The organism is Paenibacillus luteus (assembly GCF_006542765.1).
GTDB lineage: Bacteria > Bacillota > Bacilli > Paenibacillales > Paenibacillaceae > Pristimantibacillus > Pristimantibacillus luteus.
This window is the reverse complement of the sequence record NZ_SKCD01000032.1, coordinates 14,217-36,873: the sequence shown is the minus strand read 5'-3', so window position 1 is coordinate 36,873 and position 22,657 is coordinate 14,217. Positions and strand designations below refer to the sequence as shown.

Below are 22,657 nucleotides of genomic sequence, written 5' to 3'. Positions count from 1 at the left end.
AGCGGCACAAGGCTTCCGAATCCGATTCTATTACAGTAACGGGGGAGTAACATGAGAAAACGGATAGGCTGGTTCAGTATGCTTTTGGCATTATGCCTCGTGCTTGGTGCTTGTGGCTCGAACAATCCGAATAACGGAAATGCAGGCAATGGCCAAGGAAATTCGGTTCCCGATTCGACAAATACGGCAAGCAGCGGAAATGAGAAGCCGTACGAATTGACGGTGGCCTTCGTAACCTTCGGCAATACGCCAGCGGACATTGCGCAGGTACAAGAGGAGATCAGCAAGCTGGCGAAAGAAAAGATCAATGCAACGGTTAAGCTCTTACCGATTGCCATTGGCTCTTGGAATCAGCAAATGAATCTAATGCTGACGAGCAATGAAAAGCTGGACTTGATTGTCACCGGCTCTAGCGCAACCTTCGGCTATGGTCCGCAGGTAGCCAAGGGTCAATTGCTTCCTCTGAATGATCTGATTGAAAAGTATGGAGAAGGCATTAAAACTGCCGTTGGCGAAGAATTTATGAATGCAAGCAATATTGGCGGCAGCATTTATGGCGTGCCAAGCATTCGCGATCTGGCAGTCAATTACGGGTTATTGATTCGCAAGGATATTGCGGATAAATACAGCATTGATTTAGCGGGCATGAAGACGCTCGATGATTTGGAAGCCGCGATGAAAATCATCAAAGCAGGTGAACCGGATACAGCTGTTATTGCTCCAGGTGCAGCAGGCCAGTCGATTGTTGATTATCTGATGGGCGATATCGATAGGTTAGGCGATACTTTTGGTGTCTTGCAAAATAATGGCTCAGAGCTCAAGGTCGTCAACTGGTATGAAACGACGCAATATGCAGAGCTGGTGAAGCGCGTAAGAAGCTGGTACAATGCGGGTTATATTTTGAAGGATGCCGCAACCAACAAGGAGAGTATCGGTGATTTGATTAAAGGCCAGCGTACGCTTGCTTATGTGGCTAATCTTAAACCGGGAATCGAATCCCAGGAGAGCCGATTGACGGGAACAGAAATCGTCAGGGCCAACCTGACAGAGCCGTTCGCGAAAACCGAAACTGTGACGAATATAATGTGGGGAATTCCCCGTAACTCCAGCAATCCGGAACGAGCTATGCAATTTCTCAACCTTATGTATACGGATAAGGATGTCATTAATCTGTTCGATTGGGGAATCGAGGGCAAGCACTATGTGAAGACGGATACGGATAACGTCATTAAATACCCGGATGGCGTGGATGCAACTAGCAGCGGCTATAACCTTAATATGGGTTGGCTATTTGGAAATCAATTCCTCTCGCATACCTTTGAAGGCGATGATCCGGATATTTGGAATAAGCTGAATGAGTTTAATCAATCGGCTGTCAAATCCAAGGCGCTGGGCTTTACTTTCGATACAGCACCAGTTAAAACGGAGTTTGCAGCAGTTGTTAACGTATTAAATCAAAATAAAATGGGCCTGGAAACAGGAACGCTTGACCCGGAGAAGACGCTTCCTGAGTTTATTACGAAGCTGAAAGCCGCAGGCATCGAAAAAATTATTGCGGAGAAGCAGAAGCAGCTGGATGCGTGGGCCAGCAACAAATAGCATGACGATCAAGAGCCTGTCCCTGTTTCGTGGGGCAGGCTTTTTTTTGCCGATGAGCCTGTCCCGGCATCTTTTATCCTTGTCGTAAAAGCGCAAATAAATGGTCGGTGGAGCGGTAGTTGGCCCCTTCTGCTTCCCTTAAGATAAAGCTATGAACAACGTGCAACGCACAAGCTGAAGGATAAGGAAGGGATCAGATGATGGAACAGACAAAGAAGCGAGGAATCGCCAAAAGGTATGCCCGATATGCACCGCTGTTTCTAATGATGCTGCCAGGCCTGCTCTATCTGGTGCTCAACAATTATTTGCCTATGTTTGGATTGATTATTGCCTTTAAGGACGTTAATTTTGCCAAAGGGATACTTGGCAGCGACTGGATCGGCTTTAGCAATTTTGAATATTTGTTTAAGACGAGGGATGCATTCATCATTACGCGCAATACGCTGCTTTACAATGGAGGTTTTATTGTCATCAATCTCGTTGTGGCTGTTGGCATAGCGATCTTGCTAAATGAAGTGAAAAACAAGTTTATGGCGCGCTTCTATCAGAGCGTGGTGCTGCTGCCTTATTTGATCTCCATGGTGATTGTCAGTTACCTGGTCTATGCCGTGCTTAGCATCGAGACTGGTTTCATGAACAATACGGTACTGCCGATGCTCGGCCTGGGTGATGTTTCTTGGTACAGCGAGTCCAAGTATTGGCCGTATATTTTAAATTTAGTGCATGTATGGAAAAGCGCTGGTTTCCTGTGCGTCGTTTATCTGGCAGCCATTATCGGTATCGATCAGGAATATTACGAAGCCGCTACGCTTGATGGAGCGACTAAGTGGCAGCAGATCAAGGCGATTACGCTGCCGCTCATCTCGCCAGTCATTACGATGATGACTCTGCTTGCGATCGGACGAATTTTTTACTCGGATTTTGGCTTGTTCTATCAAGTGCCGATGGATGCGGGAGCTTTGAGCGATACGACTAACGTTATTGATACGTACGTATACCGCGGATTAATGCAGCTGGGTGACATCGGAATGTCCTCAGCAGCAGGCCTGTACCAATCCATCGTAGGTTTTGTGCTGGTGCTTCTGTCCAACTTCGTCGTTCGCAAAATAAACAAAGACAACGCGTTATTTTAGAGAGGAGTGCATGGAAGATGAACAACGAAAGTCGCGTGTGGCAGTGGGCAGGGCATTTCATTATGATTGTGGTTGCAATTGCGTGTATCCTCCCGTTTGTCCTGCTATTAGTTTCCTCTATCACAGATGAGAAAACGATTATCCAAAATGGTTATTCTTTCTTTCCGTCAAAGTTTAGCGGAACCGCTTATGTGTATCTATGGAACCAGTCGGAGCAAATCCTGCGTGCTTATGGCATCACTATCCTAGTCACTTTAATCGGAACGACCGTCAGTTTGGCGATCACTTCGCTGCTGGCTTATCCGTTATCGCGCCGCGATATTCCACATCATAACAAACTGGCGTTTTTCGTATTTTTCACCCTGTTGTTTAACGGGGGACTTGTTCCCACTTATTTAATCTATACGCAGTACCTGGATATCAAAAATACGCTGTGGGCATTAATTATCCCGGGCCTGCTGATGAACGGCTTCAACGTCCTGCTTATGCGAACTTTCTTTAAAACCTCGATCCCTGTTCCGGTGCTAGAATCGGCCTATATCGACGGGGCAGGCGAATTCAGAACGTTCCGCTCCATCGTGCTTCCGCTCTCGCTGCCGATTATGGCGACGATTGGCTTGTTTCAGACGATCGGTTACTGGAACGATTGGTTTAATGGACTTGTTTATTTGAACGATCCAAAGCTATTCAGCATCCAAAATATTCTTAATCGGATATTGACTGATATCCAGTTCCTGACGAACGGCAGCATGAGCACGAATGCGAGCCAAGGCTTGGCGGCGCTGCCAAGTGCAACCGTAAGGATGGCCATTGCTGTTATAGGGGTATTGCCGATATTGATCGCGTATCCATTCTTCCAGAAATATTTTGTCAAAGGAATTACGATTGGTGCAGTTAAAGGATGAGTAGGGAAGGGGACATAGCTTTGAACTTTCAAAATCCTGTAATCAGCGGGTTTCATCCGGACCCGAGCATTTGCCGGGTCGGCTCTGATTATTATGTTGTGACCAGCTCGTTTGAATACTTTCCAGGTGTCCCTATCTTTCATAGCAAGGATCTGGTGCATTGGCGCCTAATCGGGCACTGCCTGGATCGCGCGAGTCAGCTGCCGCTGCATCAAGCAGGGAGCTCAACTGGAATATTCGCTCCTACGCTAAGGCATCATGAAGGCCGTTTTTATATGATCACGACCAATGTAAGCGCGAAAGGCAATTTCTTTGTCACCTCGGAAAAACCGGAGGGCCCTTGGTCCGAGCCTATATGGCTCGATTGGGAGGGCATTGATCCCTCCTTGCTGTTCGATGAGGATGGCAAGGTGTACATCACCGGTACAGCAGGCTTCCGGAACAATGAGCAGCCCGGCATATACCAGGCAGAAATCGATCCTTGTACAGGGAAGCTGCTTTCGCCCCGCCGGTTCATATGGAGCGGAACGGGAGGAGCCTTCCCTGAGGGACCGCATCTTTACCGGATATTTGGCAAGTATTATCTTATGATTTCCGAGGGTGGAACCGAATATGGCCATATGGTCACAATAGCCAGAAGTGATACTCCGTACGGCCCGTTCGAGAGCAATTCGGCCAATCCGATCCTGTCACATCGCAGCCGAAAAAGCAGCATACAGGCTACGGGCCATGCCGATCTTGTTCAACTGGAGGATGGCAGCTGGTGGGCAGTTTGTCTTGGCATAAGGCCGATTGGCTATCCGTATCATCATCATATAGGGAGGGAGACCTTTCTGGCTCCCGTTCATTGGTCTGACGATCATTGGCCTGTCATTGGTGAGAGCGGCATCATTGAGGAGACGATGGAGGCTGGCAAGCTGTCCGTCGGGCAAGGCGAGCCGTGGAGTGGGATAGAGGAATTTAATGAACATCATCTCGCTCCTTATTGGAGCTTCCTACGGAATCCTTCAGATGATTGTTGGTCACTTAACGACCGCCCGGGGTGGCTGACTCTTCGCGGCTCGGGCATTTCCTTGAACGAAGCAGATTCTCCTGCATTTGTAGGACGTCGGCAGCAGCATTTTACCTGCTCGGTATCTACGCTGCTGGATTTTGATCCTCATGAAGAAGGGGAAGAGGCGGGCTTAACGGTTTATATGAATGAGCGATTCCATTACGAGATCGCATTATCCTGCCTCGCAGGCAAAAGAGGCGTGCTCTTGAGAAGGCGCATCGGCACCTTGTGGAAGACCGAGCTTGTATACGAGTATAGCGGATCGCGTATCGTGCTAGGCATAGAGGCTGATAAACACAATTATCGCTTCACATTTGAAGCAGATGGCGAAGCCAAGCAGGTTGCAGGCGAGGCGGAATGTGGGCTTCTTGCAACTGAAGTAGCAGGAGGGTTTACGGGGGTGTTTTTTGGCATGTATGCGACGGGAAATGGAAAACCATGCAAGGCTGCTGCCTATTTTGACCGGTTTGATTATATTCCGGCAGATGAGATGGAAGGAAAGAGGGGGATGCCATGAGTTCAAGGTTAAAGGATGTATTGGCAGGTAAAGGGGATAACTACTTGCTCCCTTTCCTATGGCAAAGAGGTGAGTCGGAAGCTGTAATCCGTGAGGAACTGGCACGAATCGATGAAGTCGGCATTAAGGCGGTGTGCATCGAGTCAAGGCCTCATCCTGACTTTCTCGGGCCGGGCTGGTGGAGGGATATGGACATCATCATGGATGAAGCCCGAAGCAGGGGGATGCGGGTATGGGTATTCGATGACGATCATTTTCCGACGGGGCATGCCGCAGGCAGGATGAAGGACGCTGCTCCAGAGCTGAGAAGAAGATTTCTTGCAGAACGCCGCATCGATGCAGTAGGCCCCATGAAGGGAAGCTCCTTTCTGGTTAAGCCATGGCTGCAGGAAGGAGACGAGCTTGTAGCGGTCTTGGCTGCGCGACGTGAGCAAGGGAGTGGTGTCATTCAAGGTGAAATACTTGATTTGGAAAACTTCCTTCACGGGGAGACCTTGTATTGGGATGTGCCGACAGGCTTCTGGAGCATTTATCTGATGGTGGAGACATCCGAGGGGGCAGACAGCTCGAAGCGGGAGTATATTAACCCGATCGTTGGCGAATCGACACAAGTGCTAATCGATGCGGTCTATGAAATCTATTACGAGAGATACAGGGAAGATTTCGGGTATACCTTTGCTGGCTTTTTCTCGGATGAGCCTGGCTTTTACAACGATTTTAATAGTTATGACTTTACTTCGGTTCCAGGCAAGCCGCGGGTTGTACTGCCTTGGTGCAAAGACATGCTCTCTAAGTTGAATGTGGAAAAAGGCTCATCATTTAAAGCTCTTCTTCCGCTGCTTTGGGAGGATGGCGGGGAGCAGGCAGCACAAGCGAGATATGTCTACATGAACGTGATCAGCAAGCTGTATGCGGAGCATTTCTGCGGTAGGCTAGGCGAGTGGTGTCGTGAGCGGAATGTGGAATATATCGGCCATATTATCGAGGACAACAATGCCCATGCCCGTCTCGGCTGTGGGCCGGGGCATTTCTTCCGCTCCATGTGGGGCCAGGATATGTCAGGCATCGACGTTGTTTTGCACCAGATCATGCCAGGCTTCGATGAGACTCCTTTTTCTTGGATAGCGGGAAATACAGATAGTGAGTTTTTTCATTATGGGCTGGCGAAGCTCGGATCTTCGTTAGCGCACATTGACCCGAAGAAGAAGGGAAGGGCGATGTGTGAGATTTTTGGCGCATACGGATGGAGTGAAGGCCTAAAGCTGATGAAATGGTTGACGGATCATATGCTCGTTCGCGGCATTAACCATTTCGTGCCGCATGCGTTCTCACAGAAGGATTTTCCCGATCAGGACTGTCCTCCTCACTTCTATGCGCGCGGGCATAATCCACAATACCGTTATTATGGGGAACTCAACCGTTATACGAACCGGTTGTGCCATCTATTGTCCGGCGGCATGCACCGAGCTACTGCGGCGGTCCTTTATCATGCAGAAGCGGAATGGTCAGGAGCAAGCATGCTATTTCAAAAACCGGTGAAGGCGCTGCTGCAAGCACAGATCGATTGCGATGTTTTACCGGCGGACAGCATTATATCAGATGCATTGGTCTCGGAAGGAAAGCTGGCCATTCATGCAGAGGAATATGACTGTTTCATAGTGCCCTATGCAGAGGCGCTGCCGGTGCGTTTGCTGGAGAGGCTGTTTGCGATGGCTGAGGATGGATTACCGATAATATGGGTCGATGCGCTGCCGAAACGATCAAGCGAGGGGAAAGAAATCAGCGCTGAACTAGAGAGACTTCAAGTACTCTCCAATGTACATGTGATTCCTTTAACGAGTCTTGCGAGCAGTCTCAAGAAGCTTGGATTGTATGAGATCGAAGTGGAGGGCGAGCAGCCTTGGTTGCGAAATTATCATTATGAGCAGCCGAATTTCCATGTGTATCTATTTTTTAACGAGCATCCGTATGAAGAGATAAATACTAAAGTGCATCTCCCAAAACATGCGCAAGCTGCCGTTTACAATGGTTTTGACAATACGGCGACCGTGCTGGACGTTGCTGCATTCCATAACGGATTGCTGCTCCCTCTTAAGCTGAGTCCGTATGAATCCATCGTCGTCATTGCCGGCAAGCAGCTTCCTGATGGGATCGAATGGACTGCTGCTGCAGTGCCAGCAGAGGAAGTGTTATTACTGGAGGGAAGCTGGCAAGTATTTACCGCGAGATCGGAGCAATATCCGAATTTTGAGTCATGGGGCAGACTTGATAAGCTGCAAAGCATGGGTCACCCGGAGCTGCTGCCTTCGTTCAGCGGAACGTTTCGTTATGAGCTCGACTTCCGATGGTCACACGAGATAGAGCCTGCGTGGTTGGACCTTGGGGATGCTTATGAAACGGCGGAAGTATGGATAAATGATGAGCGTGTAGGCATCAAGCTTTGCGCTCCCTATCGTTTTAATATCTGCGGTACGGTTCATCAGGGAGCAAACAAGCTGGTTGTTGAGGTGACGAATACGCTTGCAAAGCAGCAGCATGACTTCTTCTCACGATTTATGCAGCAGGAGCCAAGCGGACTGCTCGGGCCTGTTCGCTTCTTAGCGGGAGAGCCGAATAGGGTAAAGGCATTGGAGGGAACAGCAGATGAGCAAGGATAGACGAGGCAGCAATGCTGAAGACATTGTATATGTCCGCAACGAAGTAGGGCCAGTCATTGGTTATTCGGCTGATTCTGGCGTGGGCATTATTCAAACAGATGGGTTTACCTTCAAGGACCTCAATCAGGATGGAGAGCTGCATCCTTATAAAGACTGGCGTTTGCCCGCAGAAGAGCGTGCGGCGGACTTGGCTGGCAGAATGTCCATCGAGCAAATCGCGGGTCTGATGCTTTATAGCAAGCATCAGGCGGTTCCAGCCAGCAAAGGTTTTTTCCCTGCTACCTACAACGGGAAGCCTTATGCAGAAAGCGAAGTAGAGCCTTACGCGCTGACCGACCAGCAGCTAGCTTTTTTTATTTCAGATAATGTCCGGCATGTTCTGCTAACCACGCTGGAAAGCGCAACTGCTGCTGCGCATTGGAATAATCATGCGCAAGCGCTGGTTGAGGGTCTAGGACTTGGAATTCCTGTCAATAACAGCTCCGATCCAAGGCATGGCACGGACGCAAGCAAGGAATACAATGCCGGAGCGGGCGGTGATATTTCCATGTGGCCGGAATCGCTTGGGCTTGCTGCAACGTTTGATCCACAGCTTGTACGGGAGTTTGGGGCTATAGCGGCACAAGAATATCGGGCGTTAGGTATTGCGACGGCCTTGTCTCCACAGGTTGATATTGCTACAGATCCTAGATGGTCGCGCTTTGATGGCACCTTTGGGGAGGATCCGCTTCTTTCAACGGATATGGGCCGCGCTTATATTGATGGTTTCCAGACGACATCAGACGGCGGTGAGTCAAGCGGTGGCTGGGGGCTGGGCAGCGTGAATGCAATGGTGAAGCATTGGCCTGGCGGAGGCTCTGGCGAAGCCGGACGCGACGCGCATTTTGGCTATGGGAAGTTTGCTGTGTATCCAGGCAACAACTTCAATGAACATCTACTTCCATTTCTTGAAGGTGCTTTCAAGCTCCAAGGCGGGACGGACAAAGCATCTGCTGTGATGCCATATTATACGATTTCCTACAAACAGGATCTCGTGAACGGAGAGAATGTTGGTAACTCCTATAGCTCCTATCTTATTAAAGATCTGCTTCGGGAAAAGTATGAGTATGACGGCGTTGTATGTACCGATTGGGGAATAACGGAAGATGAGCCAGCAGCGGTGGATGTATTTTTTAGTCGTCCTTGGGGAGTGGAGACGGGTTATACCGTGGCTGAGAGGCATTATAAAGCGCTGATGGTCGGCGTGGATCAATTTGGCGGAAATAACGATGCCGCGCCAATCTTAGAAGCGTACCAGATCGGAATTGACATACATGGCGAAGACTTTATGCGCAAGCGATTCGAGCAATCGGCTGTTCGGCTTCTTAAAAATATGTTCCGGGTAGGCTTGTTCGAGAATCCTTATGTGCAAGCTGAGGAGAGTGTCCAGACGGTTGGAAAAGCCGATTATATGACCAAGGGGTATGAGGCTCAGCTGAAATCCATCGTTCTGCTAAAAAACAAGCAAAATTTGCTCCCGCTGCCTAAAGGGAAAACGGTATATATTCCGAAGCGGTACCGTCCTGCGGGAACCAATTGGTTTGGAGCAGTTACTCCTGAAATCTACGATTATCCAGTAAATACTCATGTGGTTAACCATTATTTTCATCTGACTGACCAGCCTGAAGAAGCGGATTACGGATTAGTTTTTATTACAAGCCCTGATTCTGGTTTCGGATACAGCCGTGAAGATGCGGATAACGGTGGAAATGGTTATGTACCGATTAGTCTTCAATATGGTGCTTATACAGCGGAAGATGCTCGTGAGCAGAGCATTGCCGGAGATGAGCGGGATGTATTGAACCGTTCTTATAGGGGAAAGGTGGTAGTACCAAGTAATACTTCAGACTTGGCTATGATACAACGGACGAAGGCAGCTATGAAGGGGAAACCGGTTATCGTCATTTTGCATCTTTTCAAACCGGCGGTGGTACAAGAATTCGAAGGGGAGATTGAAGCGTTGGTCGTTAACTTCGGCGTACAGGATCAGGCTGTATTAGATATTTTAATTGGAAACTCTGAGCCCTCTGGTCTGCTTCCGCTGCAAATGCCAGCGAATATGCGCACGGTAGAGGAGCAATGTGAGGATGTTCCGCATGATATGGATGTACATGTGGATTCCGAGGGCAATGCCTATGATTTTTCATTTGGCCTTAACTGGCAGGGAGTTATTCGCGATCAACGGACGGCTAGCTATACCAGACAACGGTAACATGTTATTTTATGCTCGTTTGGCGGCATCTCGGCAGTACAAGCATACGGATAGGGATGGAAAGTATCTCAAAATAGAATAAATTGAAGGGACATTTGGCAAACCATCAGGAGATGGTTTGCCAAATGTCCCTTCTTTAGTTTTTTGGGGAATAACTAGAGAAATGAACTGAATGACAAAATAATAATATTGTCACTTGATATTTGTTTATCGCGCAACTATAATCAGGTTATTAGAACGAAAACATTCCTGGGAGGAATTTATAATGGGGAACATCGCAGCGGGCAAAGTAGCATTGGTAACGGGCGCATCCAGAGGAATCGGGCGTGAGATTGCCGAGAAATTAGCGCAGAACGGCGCCAAGGTCGTAGTTAATTTTGCAAGCAACCCGAACAAAGCTGAGGAAGTCGTAAACGGCATTAAACAAAGCGGTGGAGATGCGATCGCCGTTCAGGCGGATATCAGCAAAGTTACGGAAGTGGAGATGCTCTTTCAAAAAACATTGGAAGCCTATGGGCAGGTAGATATTCTGGTCAATAATGCAGGCATCATGATTACGAAACCGATCGCCCAAGTGACAGAAGAGGATTTTGACAGCCAGTTTGCCATCAATGTGAAGGGAACGTTCTTTGCCTGCCAGCAGGCGGCCAAGCATATGAGCCATAACGGGCGAATTATCAACTTCTCAACCTCGGTAAACGGCGCTATGTTTCCGGCATACAGCGTGTATGCAGGGACAAAAGGAGCGGTGGAGCAGTTTACCCGCCAGCTTGCCAAGGAGCTCGGACCGAAAGGAATAACCATTAATGCGATTGCTCCTGGCCCAATCAATACGGAACTTTTCTCGGTTGGCAAGTCAGAAGAACAGATTAAAAACATTGTGAATTTGAATTCATTTGGCAGATTGGGCGAGCCTGAGGATATTTCTGGCGTCGTGCTGTTCTTGACGAGCAAGGAGTCGCAGTGGATGACCGGACAAACGATTCGTGTGAACGGCGGCTTCGTATAAGAGCACGCCTTTTTTAAGAGTATACCAAAAGACCGCACAGCATAATGCTGTGCGGTCTTTTGGCAATGGTAGTCGGCATGTCGTTTATTCTTCTTTTCCTTCGTTGAACCATAGCGGGTCATCATTGTCGACCTCGCCGTTGTAGTTAATGAGAATCTCTTCTCCAGCCGCTATATCGGTATGGGCATAGAAATCAACGGTATGATTGTCAAAGTTGAGATCATAATAGGCATTTGGCGTGTAGGAATGGTTAAACAACATCCCGTATCCAAGCAGGATAGCGGTATGGTTAGCTCCATATTCAAAAACGTAATCTGCCAAAAGTGTTTTTTCGATATGCTCATGCTCTTCATTTGGGAAAGGGATAACGGGAGCTTCGTGGAGCAATTCACCCTGCGCGATATCGCGTATCGCGAATACTCCTCTATTCAATTCCCCGTCGCTTAGCGTGGAAGTTTTTACTTCAATCATGTTAGTCACCTGCGCGTCCTTTAGTCTCAGTAGTTTCTAGGCGTGCCAAGAAGCTCGCTCACTTTAGGTAATATAACAATTTAATCAAAAAATAGCTAGCTTGTCCGCATGCGATGAGAGATTTTCGTTTTGAATAATTATGGAAACAAAACCCAAGGGGGTTGCGTCTATGCTTTAGAGGTGAGCTTATGCACAGAAAGTTAGGAATCATTACCCTATGTTGTCTAATTTTTTTTAGCACAATGTTGGTGCTTGTGTCACTGGAATCAGCTTTTGCTTGCTCTTGCGCGATGTCGGGTTCGCCTGAGTCGCAAGTAAAGGACGAACTTGAGCGAAAGACAGCCATCTTCTCCGGTACGGTGCTGAAGGTAACTCTGCCGGGTCCAAAGAACCTCATGTCCAGTGATGATTTGACGAAAATACGTTTTCAAGTCGCTACGGTGTGGAAAGGAGAACTGGAGCAGAAGACGGATGTTTATACGGCGATGAGCTCGGTAAGCTGCGGCTATGAGAATTTTCATGAGGGCAAGAGTTATATCGTGTCCGCATACGAGCAGGATGGGAAACTTGAAACAGGAATATGCGAGTTAACGAAGCCGCTCTCTATGGCGCAAGAGGAGCTCAAGGTGCTTGGTGAAGGTTATCCTCCTGAGCCATTAAGTAAAGGGAAGTCGGAAGTGGACATGGATTATGCTGATGGAGATTCGATCTCGCATACAGCTGGAATAACGGCAGCAGAAACAGAAGCACAAACAGAAGCGAAACAGGGATCAAAGCTTCCTTATGTTATTGGGGGAATTTCAATTCTTCTTGTCGCAGTCGCAGCTAGTGTAGCATTGCTGATCAGGCATCGGCGGAATTTTTTGTAAAGCTGATTCACTTCTTTTAGCTGGGGTATGAAATGTGAAGGCTGTAAATATTTGCTGAACAAAGCAGCCTAAGCTAAGGAGGAGTTGGAACCTTGAACAAACAAAGATGGAGTCTTATGCTGCTCTCTTTCGCATTGATTATGGTGATAGGGGCGTGCAGTAATGCAGGGGGGACAGATAATAGCCCTGCAGCTGCGAACAGCGAGCCTGTTCAGACTGAGGCGACAAATAATAGTAGCCGGAAGCTCCAAGGATGGAGCCCGGCTTTTTTTGTCGTTCGATTTCCTATCTACTCCTTTCCAAGAAGAAGAGGGGAAACCAGAAAAATGTCGAACTACATATAGCCAACAAGAAAATATAGATATGGAGCAAACATTTTATGGGTAGTTCTTTGGTATATATGGTTATGCTTTTGTTTTTCTTAGGGGGTACTTTGTTTACGGGGTATATTTCCGAGCATGTATTTCTTATCATGAATGTTCTGTTATATCTCAGTTTTTTTACGGCGTTGTTAATGAGGAAGAAGATTGCGGTTTCTTGGCTGCATCTTCCAATCGCTCTATTTGTCATTTCTTATTGGTTAGCGTGTATAAATGCGATTGATACGGAAGCTGCAGTCCTTGAAGCATTACGAGTAACCGGATTGCTTCCTATATCATTAATGATACCCATGCTGACAGCGGATAAACAGTCTAAAGTACTTAGCCTATGGCCATGGTTGGGAAGTTTTTTAGTCGTTATAGGCGTTGTTTTTCAAATGGAAAGAGAGGGTAGGCTGGAATCAACCCTGGAATATGCGAATACGCTGGCGCTTTTTCTGTTGGTTGGTGTGCTGCTAAGCATTCTGTCATATGCCAAAAAACAATCAAAGCTCCAACTGATTTTATTAACCGTCAATGCGGCGGGATTGCTGCTGACCTTCTCCAGATCCGTTTGGATTTTGTGGTTTGCTGCCGTTGTGATCATTATTGTTATGCTCCCATCATTAAGAACGAAAAAAATGATATGGTTTCTTGCAATGAGTCATCTTGCGGGGTTAATGATAGCCATGCTTATTAAGCAGGATATGCTATTTTTTGTGAACCGGGTAGCTAGCATTCAGGCGAATACCTCCGAATTTCAAATCAGACTTGTCTATTGGCAAGACAGTATTAAAATGTTTTTCGATCATATGTGGTTAGGTACCGGCGGCGGAGGCTGGACGGTCCTTCAATATGAGTACCAGTCACAAGCGTATTATGTAAAATACATTCACAATCATTTTGCCCAAGTGTTTCTTGATACTGGATTAATCGGGGGGGTAAGCTGGTTGGCACTGTTGTTTCTATTCTTTAAGGTGACGATTAAGGCATGGAAAGCCAGCGATAACGAGAATAGCTTACGTGTTCGAGGATTATTGATTATAGTCCCAGTAATGCTGCTGCATGCGGGGTTTGATTTCGACCTGACATTTCCTTTAATGTTCGGATCATTGATTTTCTTTATGCTCCTTATGCCGCAATCGTTTAAAATTCTGGATGTTCAAAGCATGAAGCAGTTGGCTGCATTACTTATACTTGTCATGATCGCAGGTTTATCAACCTGGATAGGAACGGGATATCAATGGAAAGAACAAGGCGTGAGGGCAGCAAGGGCAGGAAATCTGGAGCAAGCACAGGAGAAGCTGAAACAGGCCGAACGAGCGATCCCTTGGTCAAGCTCTATTCTTTACGAAACTGCCAAAGTATATGTAAGAATGGGAAATGAGACCAAACAATCTGTTTATTATGAGCTTGCTGAGCAGGAATTATTGAAAGCTAGGCTGAAAGTACCGCAGCAGAAGCTCTATATTAACCTATTGAATGACATATACGAGAGCGAAAAATAAATAATTTTGTGTAAATTGTCCTATATTTCGGTAAACAACTTTGCTAGAATAGAGAGGTTATGTAAAAAAGTCAATAATAAGGAGCTAATGAATGAACAAGCAATTTAGCAAAAAGTTTAGTGCATCTATCGTTGCCATGCTGCTTTTGTCCATGCTTATGCCCGTGCTATCACATGCGGCCGCTTACATTTCGTTTCACTACAACGAGAAATCGGGGACGTTATCGGGTGAGATCTACACGGCTGATCCTAATAACGTGACCGTTCAAACGTTTGATGAGTCTGGTGCTATCCGAGTGTTACAGGGGAAAACTTCATCCAAAGATCCGGTGCTGTTTGACGACAATAACGTGGCATATAAATCGGTCTATTTTTCAACGGAGATCAGTAAAGACACAACTAAGAAAATTCAAGTTACTGAAGGAACCAATGCAAACAAAAAAACGTTCGAGCTAGATAAAAACGGAAACAGTTCTTATGTTTATGACGATGAGAGTATAAACCTGTTTGTATACCGGATGAAGGGGACTCAGCTATTCTCAGGGAAGCAGCAAAATTCATTCCTGAAGAGTGGGGATAAGATTGTTACGTTTACTCCGGAAGCTTCGGATCACTATGCGATCGAAATTTCATTACCGGAATCCCGCTCTAACGGGCAGTCGGCAACCTTCGTTCCAGAGGCTACGGTTGCATCCGATTTTGCCTTGACGGACATTAGTGTTAACCAAAACGTGAATGTTTCCGGTATTCATGCTGGAAATGCTTTCGCGGATGGACAGCAAAACTTTGTTTACAGCAATAAATCGCTTATTTTAAAATTTGCTCAGCCTCTCCTCAAAGGGCATACCTATGAGCTTAAACTATCCGAATCGAGCGGAGGCAATGAAATTAAGCTTCCGGGGGCCAAAGGCGACTATGAAGCCTCAGTCATCTATGGCGATTTCATTACTTTTAGAGATCACCTGACAGGAGAATTTGTTTATTACATAGACAGTTATAATTATGTGAAATTTAACAATATCTCCATCGCTACCGAAGCCACTACTACTGATCCGGGACCCGGCAGTCCGGGACCTGGTGGTGGAGGCGGCGGTGGCGTCGTGGTCACACCTGAGCCTGAAGCGGGCAAGCAAATTGTCGAGTTGGACAGCTTGAAAAATGCAAAGGACGGCATCGTGAACGTTGCGATCTCGAAGGACAAGCCTCAGGTAGTACTGCCAGTCAAAGCGGCGGAAGCCGTTGGAGACAGCAAGCTCCGACTAGATAGCGAGAGCCTGACGGTGGATATTCCTTCGAAGGTGCTGGCGAAGCTGCAGCAGCTACTGCCAGCCGATCAGCTCGAAGGGGCACAGATCGTCTTTGATTTCAAAACCGTATCGGGAGCTTCGGCAACCGAGCTGTTAAGCAAAGCTAGCGCACAAAGCTTGGCAGCAGTAAAAGCTGCCGGCGAGATTTATGATTTCTCCTTATCGGTTGTTGGCAAGGACGGCAAAGTAACGACGTTGTCGCAGTTCGAGGAACCGATTACGATCAGCCTTAAAGTGAATGAAAAGGCAAACCAAGCGCTTGTTGGCGTCTATTATATTTCGGATAGCGGCAAGCTTGAATTCGTAAGCGGCAAAACGGTTGGTGGAGAAATCCAAGTTGAGATTTCACACTTCAGCAAATATGCGGTTTTGGAGTATAACAAAACCTTTACAGACGTAGCCGCAGGTTTCTGGGCTTCGGATATCATTAAAGCCTTGTCAGCCAAGCATGTGATCCAAGGCGTAAGCGAAACGAGCTTCGCGCCGCAAGCGGATGTGACGCGGGCTGAATTTGCAGCAATGCTGACAAGAGCGCTTGGACTTAAAGCGAGCGGAGCAGCAAGCTTTACGGACGTAAGCAGTGCTGCTTGGTACGCAGAGGCAGTCGCTGCCGCAAGCCAAGCGGGTATTGTACAAGGGACCTCATCCACCACGTTCTCTCCGAACGCGAAGATTACGAGAGAAGAAATGTCCGCACTGCTGGTTCGTGCTTATGAGCTGAAGACAGGCAAGAAGCTGGCAGCGGCCAAAACATCGGAATTTGCTGATCGCGGTCAAGCATCGGCTTGGGCACTTGCCTATATCGATGCTGCTTATGAAGCTGGTTTTGTTCAAGGCCGTGACGACAATCAGTTTGCTCCAAAAGCAAAATTGACGCGCGCGGAAAGCGCCAAAGCGATTTATACGCTGCTGGTTGAGTAGAGTATCTATTGAGTTACTAATAGTTTAATCTATGGAAGCCCTCATTCCCTGCAATCAGCAGGCGATGGGGGCTTTTTCTAATGACTAGCTTGGGAGTATCTCATACAAAATAACTGTTTTACGCTATTGATTTACATATAAGTAAGTAGAAATTCAATAATTTTGTGCATTACGTCCTAGATTTCGACAGATCGGTTTGCTAGACTAGAATAGTTATGTTAAAAAATTGAAAATAAGGGGACACTCTATGAACGTGCAATTCCGTAAGAAGTTTAGTGCTTCAATCGTTGCCATGATGTTATTGTCTATGCTTATGCCGGTGCTATCTCATGCGGCTGCCTACATCACATTTTATTACAACGCAGAAAGAGGAACGTTAGCAGGAGGAATTTATACCGCAGATTATGATAATGTAAAGATTGAACGAATTGATGAAGATGGAACGGTTGAAGTTTTGAACGGTGCAGTTTCTCCTTATTCGGTAACAGACTATGATGATAATAACGTGCCGTATAAATGGGTGGATTACTCTGAAATTTCAATTGCTGATACAACAAAGGAAATCAAGGTGACGGAAGGAAAAGATAATAAAATTTATATTCTTCCGAGAGGTGAAAATGGATTTTACTCTAACCCAGGAGACTCCGTGCCGCTAGATGTTTATCGTATGAAAGGGTTGGAGTTTTACTCTCAGCACAAAGAAAATACTTACCTTGGGAACGGAGATAAGCTCCTCTCTTTTGTGCCTGAAGAATCTGGCCATGATGCCATTGAAATTGAATTGCCTATAGAATATGGGAATGGCGGCAATGCAATTTTTAATTCCGCAGCTGCTGTAGGATCGGATTTTGAATTGACTGATGCTACGGTGAGTCAAAGCGTGTACGCTACGGAAGCATTTCCATCCTCATGGTACAACCACGAACAGGAAAAATATATTTATCAAGACTATTCTTTTATTTTACAATTTAAAGAACCACTCATTAAAGGCCATACGTATGAAGTGAGATTATCGTCTACAAGCGGCGGTGATGAAATCAAGCTTCCTAAAGCAGGAAATAATTACAATGCAAGTTTAAGATATGGTTATTATTCAAGCTATAAGGATTGGCAAACAGGGAAAGATATTTATTATTTCAGTAGTATTAATCTTTCGAAATTTAACAATATCTCTATCGCTAGCGAAACCACAACTAATAACCCGGGACCTGGTAGTGGTGGAGGTGGCGTTGTGGTCACGCCTGTAGCTGATGAGGGCAAGCAAATTGTCGAGTTGGACAGCTTGAAAAATGCAAAGGACGGCATCGTGAACGTTGCGATCTCGAAGGACAAGCCTCAGGTAGTACTGCCAGTCAAAGCGGCGGAAGCCGTTGGAGACAGCAAGCTCCGACTAGATAGCGAGAGCCTGACGGTGGATATTCCTTCGAAGGTGCTGGCGAAGCTGCAGCAGCTACTGCCAGCCGATCAGCTCGAAGGGGCACAGATCGTCTTTGATTTCAAAACCGTGTCGGGAGCTGCGGCAACCGATCTGTTAAGCAAAGCTAGCGCACAAAGCTTGGCAGCAGTAACAGCTGCCGGCGAGATTTATGATTTCTCCTTGTCGGTGGTTGGCAAGGACGGTAAAGTAACGACGTTGTCGCAGTTCGAGGAACCGATTACGATCAGCCTTAAAGTGAATGAAAAGGCAAACCAAGCGCTTGTTGGCGTCTATTATATTTCGGATAGCGGCAAGCTTGAATTCGTAAGCGGCAAAACGGTTGGAGGAGAAATCCAAGTTGAGATTTCACACTTCAGCAAATATGCGGTTTTGGAGTATAACAAAACCTTTACAGACGTAGCCGCAGGTTTCTGGGCTTCGGATATCATTAAAGCCTTGTCAGCCAAGCACGTGATCCAAGGCGTAAGCGAAACGAGCTTCGCGCCGCAAGCGGATGTGACGCGGGCTGAATTTGCAGCGATGCTGACAAGAGCGCTTGGTCTAAAAGCGAGCGGGACAGCAAGCTTTACGGACGTTAATAGCGGCGCTTGGTACGCAGAGGCAGTCGCTGCGGCAAGCCAAGCGGGTATTGTACAAGGGACCTCATCCACCACATTCTCTCCGAACGCGAAGATTACGAGAGAAGAAATGTCCGCACTGCTGGTTCGTGCTTATGAGCTGAAGACAGGCAAGAAGCTGGCAGCGGCCAAAATATCGGAATTTGCTGATCGCGGTCAAGCATCGGCTTGGGCACTTGCCTATATCGATGCTGCTTATGAAGCTGGTTTTGTTCAAGGCCGTGACGACAATCAGTTTGCTCCAAAAGCAAAATTGACGCGCGCGGAAAGCGCCAAAGCGATTTATACGCTGCTGGTTGAGTAGAGTATCTATTGAGTTACTAATAGTTTAATCTATGGAAGCCCTCATTCCCTGCAATCAGCAGGCGATGGGGGCTTTTTCAAGTCAAAATAAAAATAATCTGCATTGTATTCTTTTAATAATCTGACCCTTAATTTTATTATTTTTCTGATCCTTATGAAGAGGTCAATGATGAGGTAAGCTTTGTCATACACAGCAGCATTCAGCTAGTCTAATAATAGAAAGAAGGGGTATCATGCCTGCATCCGAAGGTACAATTGAACAACGAATAACAGCATTAGGTATTATCCTCCCACTAGCGAGTGAACCGGCAGCGAAATACGTGAATTATGTCTATACGAATGGCCTGTTATTTTTGTCGGGAAAAGGTCCATCCGCTCCAATAAAAGGAAAGCTTGGACACGATTTTTCTACAGAGGAAGGTTACCAGTTTGCGAGGCAGGTGGGGATAGAAGTGCTCGCTGTATTGAAGCAGGCGCTGGGTGATTTGGGTCTTGTGCGACAAGTGGTGAAAGCTCAAGGATTCGTTCATGCCGTTCCAAGCTTTGAAGAGCATCATAAGGTTCTTAACGGTTTTTCGGATTTGATGGTGGAAGTATTCGGTGAGAGGGGCATGCATGCCCGTTCGGTCTTTGGGGCGAATTCACTGCGGGATCAATTGCCGGTCATCATCGATTCGATCTTTGAGGTGGAGCTGAATCGTTAGTCTCCTTATCTCAGACGGTCCCGTTACCCGCATTAGTATTTATTAGCCGTTGCAATTACCTTCACATTCCCTTAACATAAATGAATAGATGAGCCGTCAACCAAGACGGTTTATTTTTATTTGGAGCAAGCGTTTATGCTTAAGGAGTGAAGGTCTTGAGGCTTATATCCACGCGTTACGATAGATCTACTTTTTTAATGTTTTTTATAGTCATGCTGCTAAAAATGGGACTGTTTCGCTATTTCGTGTTCCATAGCATTGCGTTTGATCGTCTTCTGGCGGATACGGCTGCTGTATTGGTCCTACTTCTAGCGATTGAACTGGCAACCTCAGCCAAATGGAGAGGTCCGGTATTTGGGATTTTAAATATAGTTCTTTCTCTGCTATTGTTCGCATCCACTGTTTATTTTAGCTATTATGGCACAGTGCCTACGTATACAGCTTTGCACGGGCTGGATCAGGTTCTGCAGATCCGGACGAGCGTAGGCTCGATTATTCAAGCGTCTTATTATTTATTTTTTCTCGACGTTATTATACTTGCATTGCTATATATTGCGAAACGCGTTCAAGGCATACGCAGCGAGGGACGACGTCGTGTTGCCAGACCTTTGTTTACTGGGATCGCAGCGATGCTGTGCGTTGCGGTGTCTAGTGTATATATCTGGTCAGCCAGTGGTATCCCCAATGAAATCGTACAGGCGGAGAGCTTGGGCTTTCTGGACTATCAGGTTGCAGCTGCCATTAAGGCAAATCAAGAACAAAACGCGATTAAAAATGGCAGTGTTGAAGAGACAGCCGCAAGCGCGGATGCTCTTCAAATTTCGCATTTCGATCAAGCTGGCGCTGCGGTAGCTGCGGGGACGCCTAATTACTTCGGTTTTGCCAGAGGGAAAAATGTGATCGTTGTCCAAATGGAGGCGTTTCAAAACTTTGCAATCAATCTGTCGGTTGATGGCAAGGAAGTTACTCCGGTGCTTAATCAGCTGGCTAAGGAAAGCTTTTACTTTCCCCATTTCTTTCAGCAAATCGGACAAGGCAACACTTCGGATGCGGAATTTATGTCCAACACCTCGATTTACCCGACAGGTGCGATCGCGATGTCTACGGGCTATGGCGACAGAGTTTTGCCAAGCCTACCACGGTTGTTGGGGGATAGCGGATACGTCTCGAACACGTTTCATATTAATGATGTTACGTTTTGGGATCGCAACCGGATGTATCCTGCACTGGGATTCACGGCATACTATGACAAACCTGCCTTCAAAAATGATCACTTCAATTCCTTTGGAGCTTCCGACGAGGAGCTTTATAAGGTGGGGCTTGAGAAGCTGCAGAAGCTGAATAAGGAAAGCCAGCCGTTCTACGCACAGTTCGTAACGACCTCAAGCCATCATCCGTTTAAGGTGCCAAGTGAGCGTCAGCGGATTGAGATGCCAGACCATCTTCAAGGCACGCAGCTTGGTGATTATTTAACAGCCATTAATTATACGGATTATGCGCTTGGCACCCTGATTGAGGGGTTGAAAGCAAGCGGACTTTGGGAGAACACGGTGCTGGTTGCATACGGCGATCACTCCGGTTTGCAGGCCAAAGACAATGAACCTGCATGGGTCAGTGAGCAGCTTGGCATCAACTACGATGGGGAGATCAGCCGCTTCAATATTCCTTTGTTTGTTCACGTGCCGGGCGCAGATGGAAAGACAATGGAGCAGGTAGGAGGTCAAGTGGATATTATGCCTACAATCTCCAACTTGTTAGGCTTGCCCTTGCAGGAGCTGGGGTATACCGCATTTGGCCATGACTTGCTCAATACAACCCAAAATGTTGTAGGCATGCGCTACTATTTGCCGACAGGCTCTTTTTTCAATAATGAGATTTTGTTCGTGCCGGGCAAAGGTTTCGAGGATGGCACAGCGATCGATATAAGAACCAAAGAGCCTGTCGCCGACTTTAGCAAGTACCGCGACGATTACGATTATATATTGGAGCTTATGAAGCTCTCCGATGATTATGTCCGATTGCTGCCTAAGCGCGCACCATAGAAAATAGGTAAAACCGCCTCTCATTCTACCGGATGGGAGGCTTTTTTCTTCGCTTAAGAATTATAAGCTTTAATGAAAGAGGGGAATGAGTTAAGATGGATATAGCTCTATCTGAAATTCTATTTCACTTAACGTAAGGAATCGATGAGACATGCGAATTGGCTTTTTTGATTCAGGGATTGGCGGGCTTACCGTGCTTGCGGAAGCGCTGAGAAGGTTCCCTGATAAGGATTTTCTTTATATGGCAGATACGCTGCATGTTCCCTACGGCACGAAGCCGGAGGCGGACGTTAAAGCGTATATTTTGGAGTCAGTCGCCAGGATGATGGGTGAGGGAATCGATGCCCTTGTTGTAGCTTGCAATACGGCGACCAGTATTGCAATTACAGAACTGAGGGAGCGTTATTCGCTTCCTATTGTTGGAATGGAGCCGGCGGTCAAGCCTGCGGTGGAGATGAACCGCGCAACAGGCAAAAGAGTGCTTGTGTTCGCGACGCCGCTAACGCTGCAATTGCCTAAATATTATGCGCTCGTCTCCCGCGTGGATGACATGGGGATCGTGGATTCGCTTCCTTTGCCGGAGCTTGTGCATTATTGTGAATCTCTGCAATTCGATAAATCCATCATGAATGAATATTTTCGGGCGAAGCTCGCGAGCTATGATCTGAACCAATACGGTATTATCGTGCTGGGCTGTACGCATTATCCTTTTTATAAGAATATTTTGCGGGAGATGCTTCCGGCTCATATCGAGATCGTGGACGGCAATGTGGGTACGGTGAAGCGTTTGTCCGCTTTGTTGAACCGCTACGGCATCGCTGAGGGCGGCGGCAGCGGAGATGTGCACTTTATGTGTACAGGCAACGAACCCGCATATAAGGACAAAATGCAAACAGCACTTGCTCTTTTGCTTGAACAGAATTCTGTTTCGGAGACGCTTTCCACATAAACAGGAACCAAAAAGTCGGACAGCCCTCTATGGAGCGCTGTCCGA

Annotated in this window: 16 protein-coding genes; 15 read left to right on the top strand and 1 reads right to left on the bottom strand. The window is 47.0% G+C overall.

Going from position 1 to position 22,657, the window contains the following annotated elements; all coding sequences use genetic code 11:
• Positions 1-51 precede the first annotated feature (51 nt).
• The 7 genes from E0496_RS22140 (at position 52) to E0496_RS22110 (ending at position 11,125) form a co-directional block, all read left to right on the top strand.
• On the top strand, positions 52-1,599 hold the full coding sequence (locus E0496_RS22140; RefSeq protein ID WP_141503961.1) for an ABC transporter substrate-binding protein: 1,548 nt from the start codon (positions 52-54) through the stop codon (positions 1,597-1,599).
• A gap of 197 nt (positions 1,600-1,796) precedes the next feature.
• Positions 1,797-2,732, top strand: coding sequence for an ABC transporter permease (locus E0496_RS22135; RefSeq protein ID WP_421924453.1), 936 nt, complete (start codon positions 1,797-1,799; stop codon positions 2,730-2,732).
• A gap of 17 nt (positions 2,733-2,749) precedes the next feature.
• Entirely contained in the window at positions 2,750-3,637 is an 888-nt protein-coding gene (locus E0496_RS22130) for a carbohydrate ABC transporter permease (RefSeq protein ID WP_141503960.1), read from the top strand.
• Complete coding sequence (locus E0496_RS22125; RefSeq protein WP_175598108.1) at positions 3,634-5,208, top strand: glycoside hydrolase family 43 protein; 1,575 nt, start codon at positions 3,634-3,636, stop codon at positions 5,206-5,208. Before E0496_RS22130 ends, E0496_RS22125 begins: the two co-directional genes overlap by 4 nt.
• Positions 5,205-7,865 (top strand): glycosylhydrolase-like jelly roll fold domain-containing protein, encoded by a 2,661-nt coding sequence (locus E0496_RS22120; protein WP_141503959.1) that lies wholly within the window; start codon positions 5,205-5,207, stop codon positions 7,863-7,865. Before E0496_RS22125 ends, E0496_RS22120 begins: the two co-directional genes overlap by 4 nt.
• On the top strand, positions 7,852-10,116 hold the full coding sequence (locus E0496_RS22115) for a glycoside hydrolase family 3 protein (RefSeq protein ID WP_141503958.1): 2,265 nt from the start codon (positions 7,852-7,854) through the stop codon (positions 10,114-10,116). The genes E0496_RS22120 and E0496_RS22115 overlap by 14 nt, the downstream gene beginning before the upstream one ends.
• Positions 10,117-10,381: 265 nt before the next feature.
• Positions 10,382-11,125 carry an SDR family oxidoreductase gene (locus E0496_RS22110; RefSeq protein WP_141503957.1) on the top strand — a complete coding sequence of 248 codons (744 nt, stop codon included), beginning with the start codon at positions 10,382-10,384 and terminating at the stop codon, positions 11,123-11,125.
• Positions 11,126-11,209: 84 nt separating this feature from the next.
• Here the strand turns inward: E0496_RS22110 and E0496_RS22105 are convergent, their stop codons facing one another.
• Complete coding sequence (locus tag E0496_RS22105; protein WP_141503956.1) at positions 11,210-11,596, bottom strand: SET domain-containing protein; 387 nt, start codon at positions 11,594-11,596, stop codon at positions 11,210-11,212.
• A gap of 290 nt (positions 11,597-11,886) precedes the next feature.
• Between E0496_RS22105 and E0496_RS22100 the strand changes: the two genes are divergently transcribed.
• The 8 genes from E0496_RS22100 to murI all read left to right on the top strand — a co-directional run bounded on the left by E0496_RS22100 (position 11,887) and on the right by murI (position 22,612).
• Positions 11,887-12,465: a hypothetical protein gene (locus tag E0496_RS22100; RefSeq protein WP_206669835.1), complete on the top strand. Its 579-nt coding sequence runs from the start codon at positions 11,887-11,889 to the stop codon at positions 12,463-12,465.
• Between the two features lie 92 nt (positions 12,466-12,557).
• The gene (locus E0496_RS22095; RefSeq protein WP_141503954.1) at positions 12,558-12,809 is read left to right on the top strand and encodes a hypothetical protein; all 252 of its coding nucleotides are present in this window, start codon (positions 12,558-12,560) and stop codon (positions 12,807-12,809) included.
• Between the two features lie 170 nt (positions 12,810-12,979).
• Positions 12,980-14,332 (top strand): O-antigen ligase family protein, encoded by a 1,353-nt coding sequence (locus tag E0496_RS22090; protein ID WP_206669834.1) that lies wholly within the window; start codon positions 12,980-12,982, stop codon positions 14,330-14,332.
• Between the two features lie 91 nt (positions 14,333-14,423).
• Positions 14,424-16,559 carry an S-layer homology domain-containing protein gene (locus E0496_RS22085; RefSeq protein WP_141503952.1) on the top strand — a complete coding sequence of 712 codons (2,136 nt, stop codon included), beginning with the start codon at positions 14,424-14,426 and terminating at the stop codon, positions 16,557-16,559.
• A gap of 247 nt (positions 16,560-16,806) precedes the next feature.
• On the top strand, positions 16,807-18,918 hold the full coding sequence (locus E0496_RS22080) for an S-layer homology domain-containing protein (protein WP_141503951.1): 2,112 nt from the start codon (positions 16,807-16,809) through the stop codon (positions 18,916-18,918).
• A gap of 232 nt (positions 18,919-19,150) precedes the next feature.
• Positions 19,151-19,621, top strand: coding sequence for a RidA family protein (locus tag E0496_RS22075; RefSeq protein WP_141503950.1), 471 nt, complete (start codon positions 19,151-19,153; stop codon positions 19,619-19,621).
• Positions 19,622-19,818: 197 nt separating this feature from the next.
• Positions 19,819-21,663 carry an LTA synthase family protein gene (locus E0496_RS22070; RefSeq protein WP_141503981.1) on the top strand — a complete coding sequence of 615 codons (1,845 nt, stop codon included), beginning with the start codon at positions 19,819-19,821 and terminating at the stop codon, positions 21,661-21,663.
• A 151-nt stretch (positions 21,664-21,814) separates the two neighbouring features.
• Entirely contained in the window at positions 21,815-22,612 is a 798-nt protein-coding gene (murI, locus tag E0496_RS22065) for a glutamate racemase (protein ID WP_141503949.1), read from the top strand.
• Positions 22,613-22,657: the final 45 nt, after the last annotated feature.

What these genes read in the sequence shown, in the direction of transcription:
- E0496_RS22090 (WP_206669834.1), top strand. Translation starts at nt 12,980, where the DNA reads ATGAGGAAGAAGATTGCGGTTTCTTGGCTGCATCTTCCAATCGCTCTA.
- E0496_RS22080 (WP_141503951.1), top strand. Translation starts at nt 16,807, where the DNA reads ATGAACGTGCAATTCCGTAAGAAGTTTAGTGCTTCAATCGTTGCCATG.
- E0496_RS22100 (WP_206669835.1), top strand. Translation starts at nt 11,887, where the DNA reads ATGTCGGGTTCGCCTGAGTCGCAAGTAAAGGACGAACTTGAGCGAAAG.
- E0496_RS22085 (WP_141503952.1), top strand. Translation starts at nt 14,424, where the DNA reads ATGAACAAGCAATTTAGCAAAAAGTTTAGTGCATCTATCGTTGCCATG.
- murI (WP_141503949.1), top strand. Translation starts at nt 21,815, where the DNA reads ATGCGAATTGGCTTTTTTGATTCAGGGATTGGCGGGCTTACCGTGCTT.
- E0496_RS22120 (WP_141503959.1), top strand. Translation starts at nt 5,205, where the DNA reads ATGAGTTCAAGGTTAAAGGATGTATTGGCAGGTAAAGGGGATAACTAC.
- E0496_RS22130 (WP_141503960.1), top strand. Translation starts at nt 2,750, where the DNA reads ATGAACAACGAAAGTCGCGTGTGGCAGTGGGCAGGGCATTTCATTATG.
- E0496_RS22125 (WP_175598108.1), top strand. Translation starts at nt 3,634, where the DNA reads ATGAGTAGGGAAGGGGACATAGCTTTGAACTTTCAAAATCCTGTAATC.
- E0496_RS22135 (WP_421924453.1), top strand. Translation starts at nt 1,797, where the DNA reads ATGATGGAACAGACAAAGAAGCGAGGAATCGCCAAAAGGTATGCCCGA.
- E0496_RS22140 (WP_141503961.1), top strand. Translation starts at nt 52, where the DNA reads ATGAGAAAACGGATAGGCTGGTTCAGTATGCTTTTGGCATTATGCCTC.
- E0496_RS22105 (WP_141503956.1), bottom strand. Translation starts at nt 11,596, where the DNA reads ATGATTGAAGTAAAAACTTCCACGCTAAGCGACGGGGAATTGAATAGA.
- E0496_RS22115 (WP_141503958.1), top strand. Translation starts at nt 7,852, where the DNA reads ATGAGCAAGGATAGACGAGGCAGCAATGCTGAAGACATTGTATATGTC.
- E0496_RS22075 (WP_141503950.1), top strand. Translation starts at nt 19,151, where the DNA reads ATGCCTGCATCCGAAGGTACAATTGAACAACGAATAACAGCATTAGGT.
- E0496_RS22110 (WP_141503957.1), top strand. Translation starts at nt 10,382, where the DNA reads ATGGGGAACATCGCAGCGGGCAAAGTAGCATTGGTAACGGGCGCATCC.
- E0496_RS22070 (WP_141503981.1), top strand. Translation starts at nt 19,819, where the DNA reads ATGTTTTTTATAGTCATGCTGCTAAAAATGGGACTGTTTCGCTATTTC.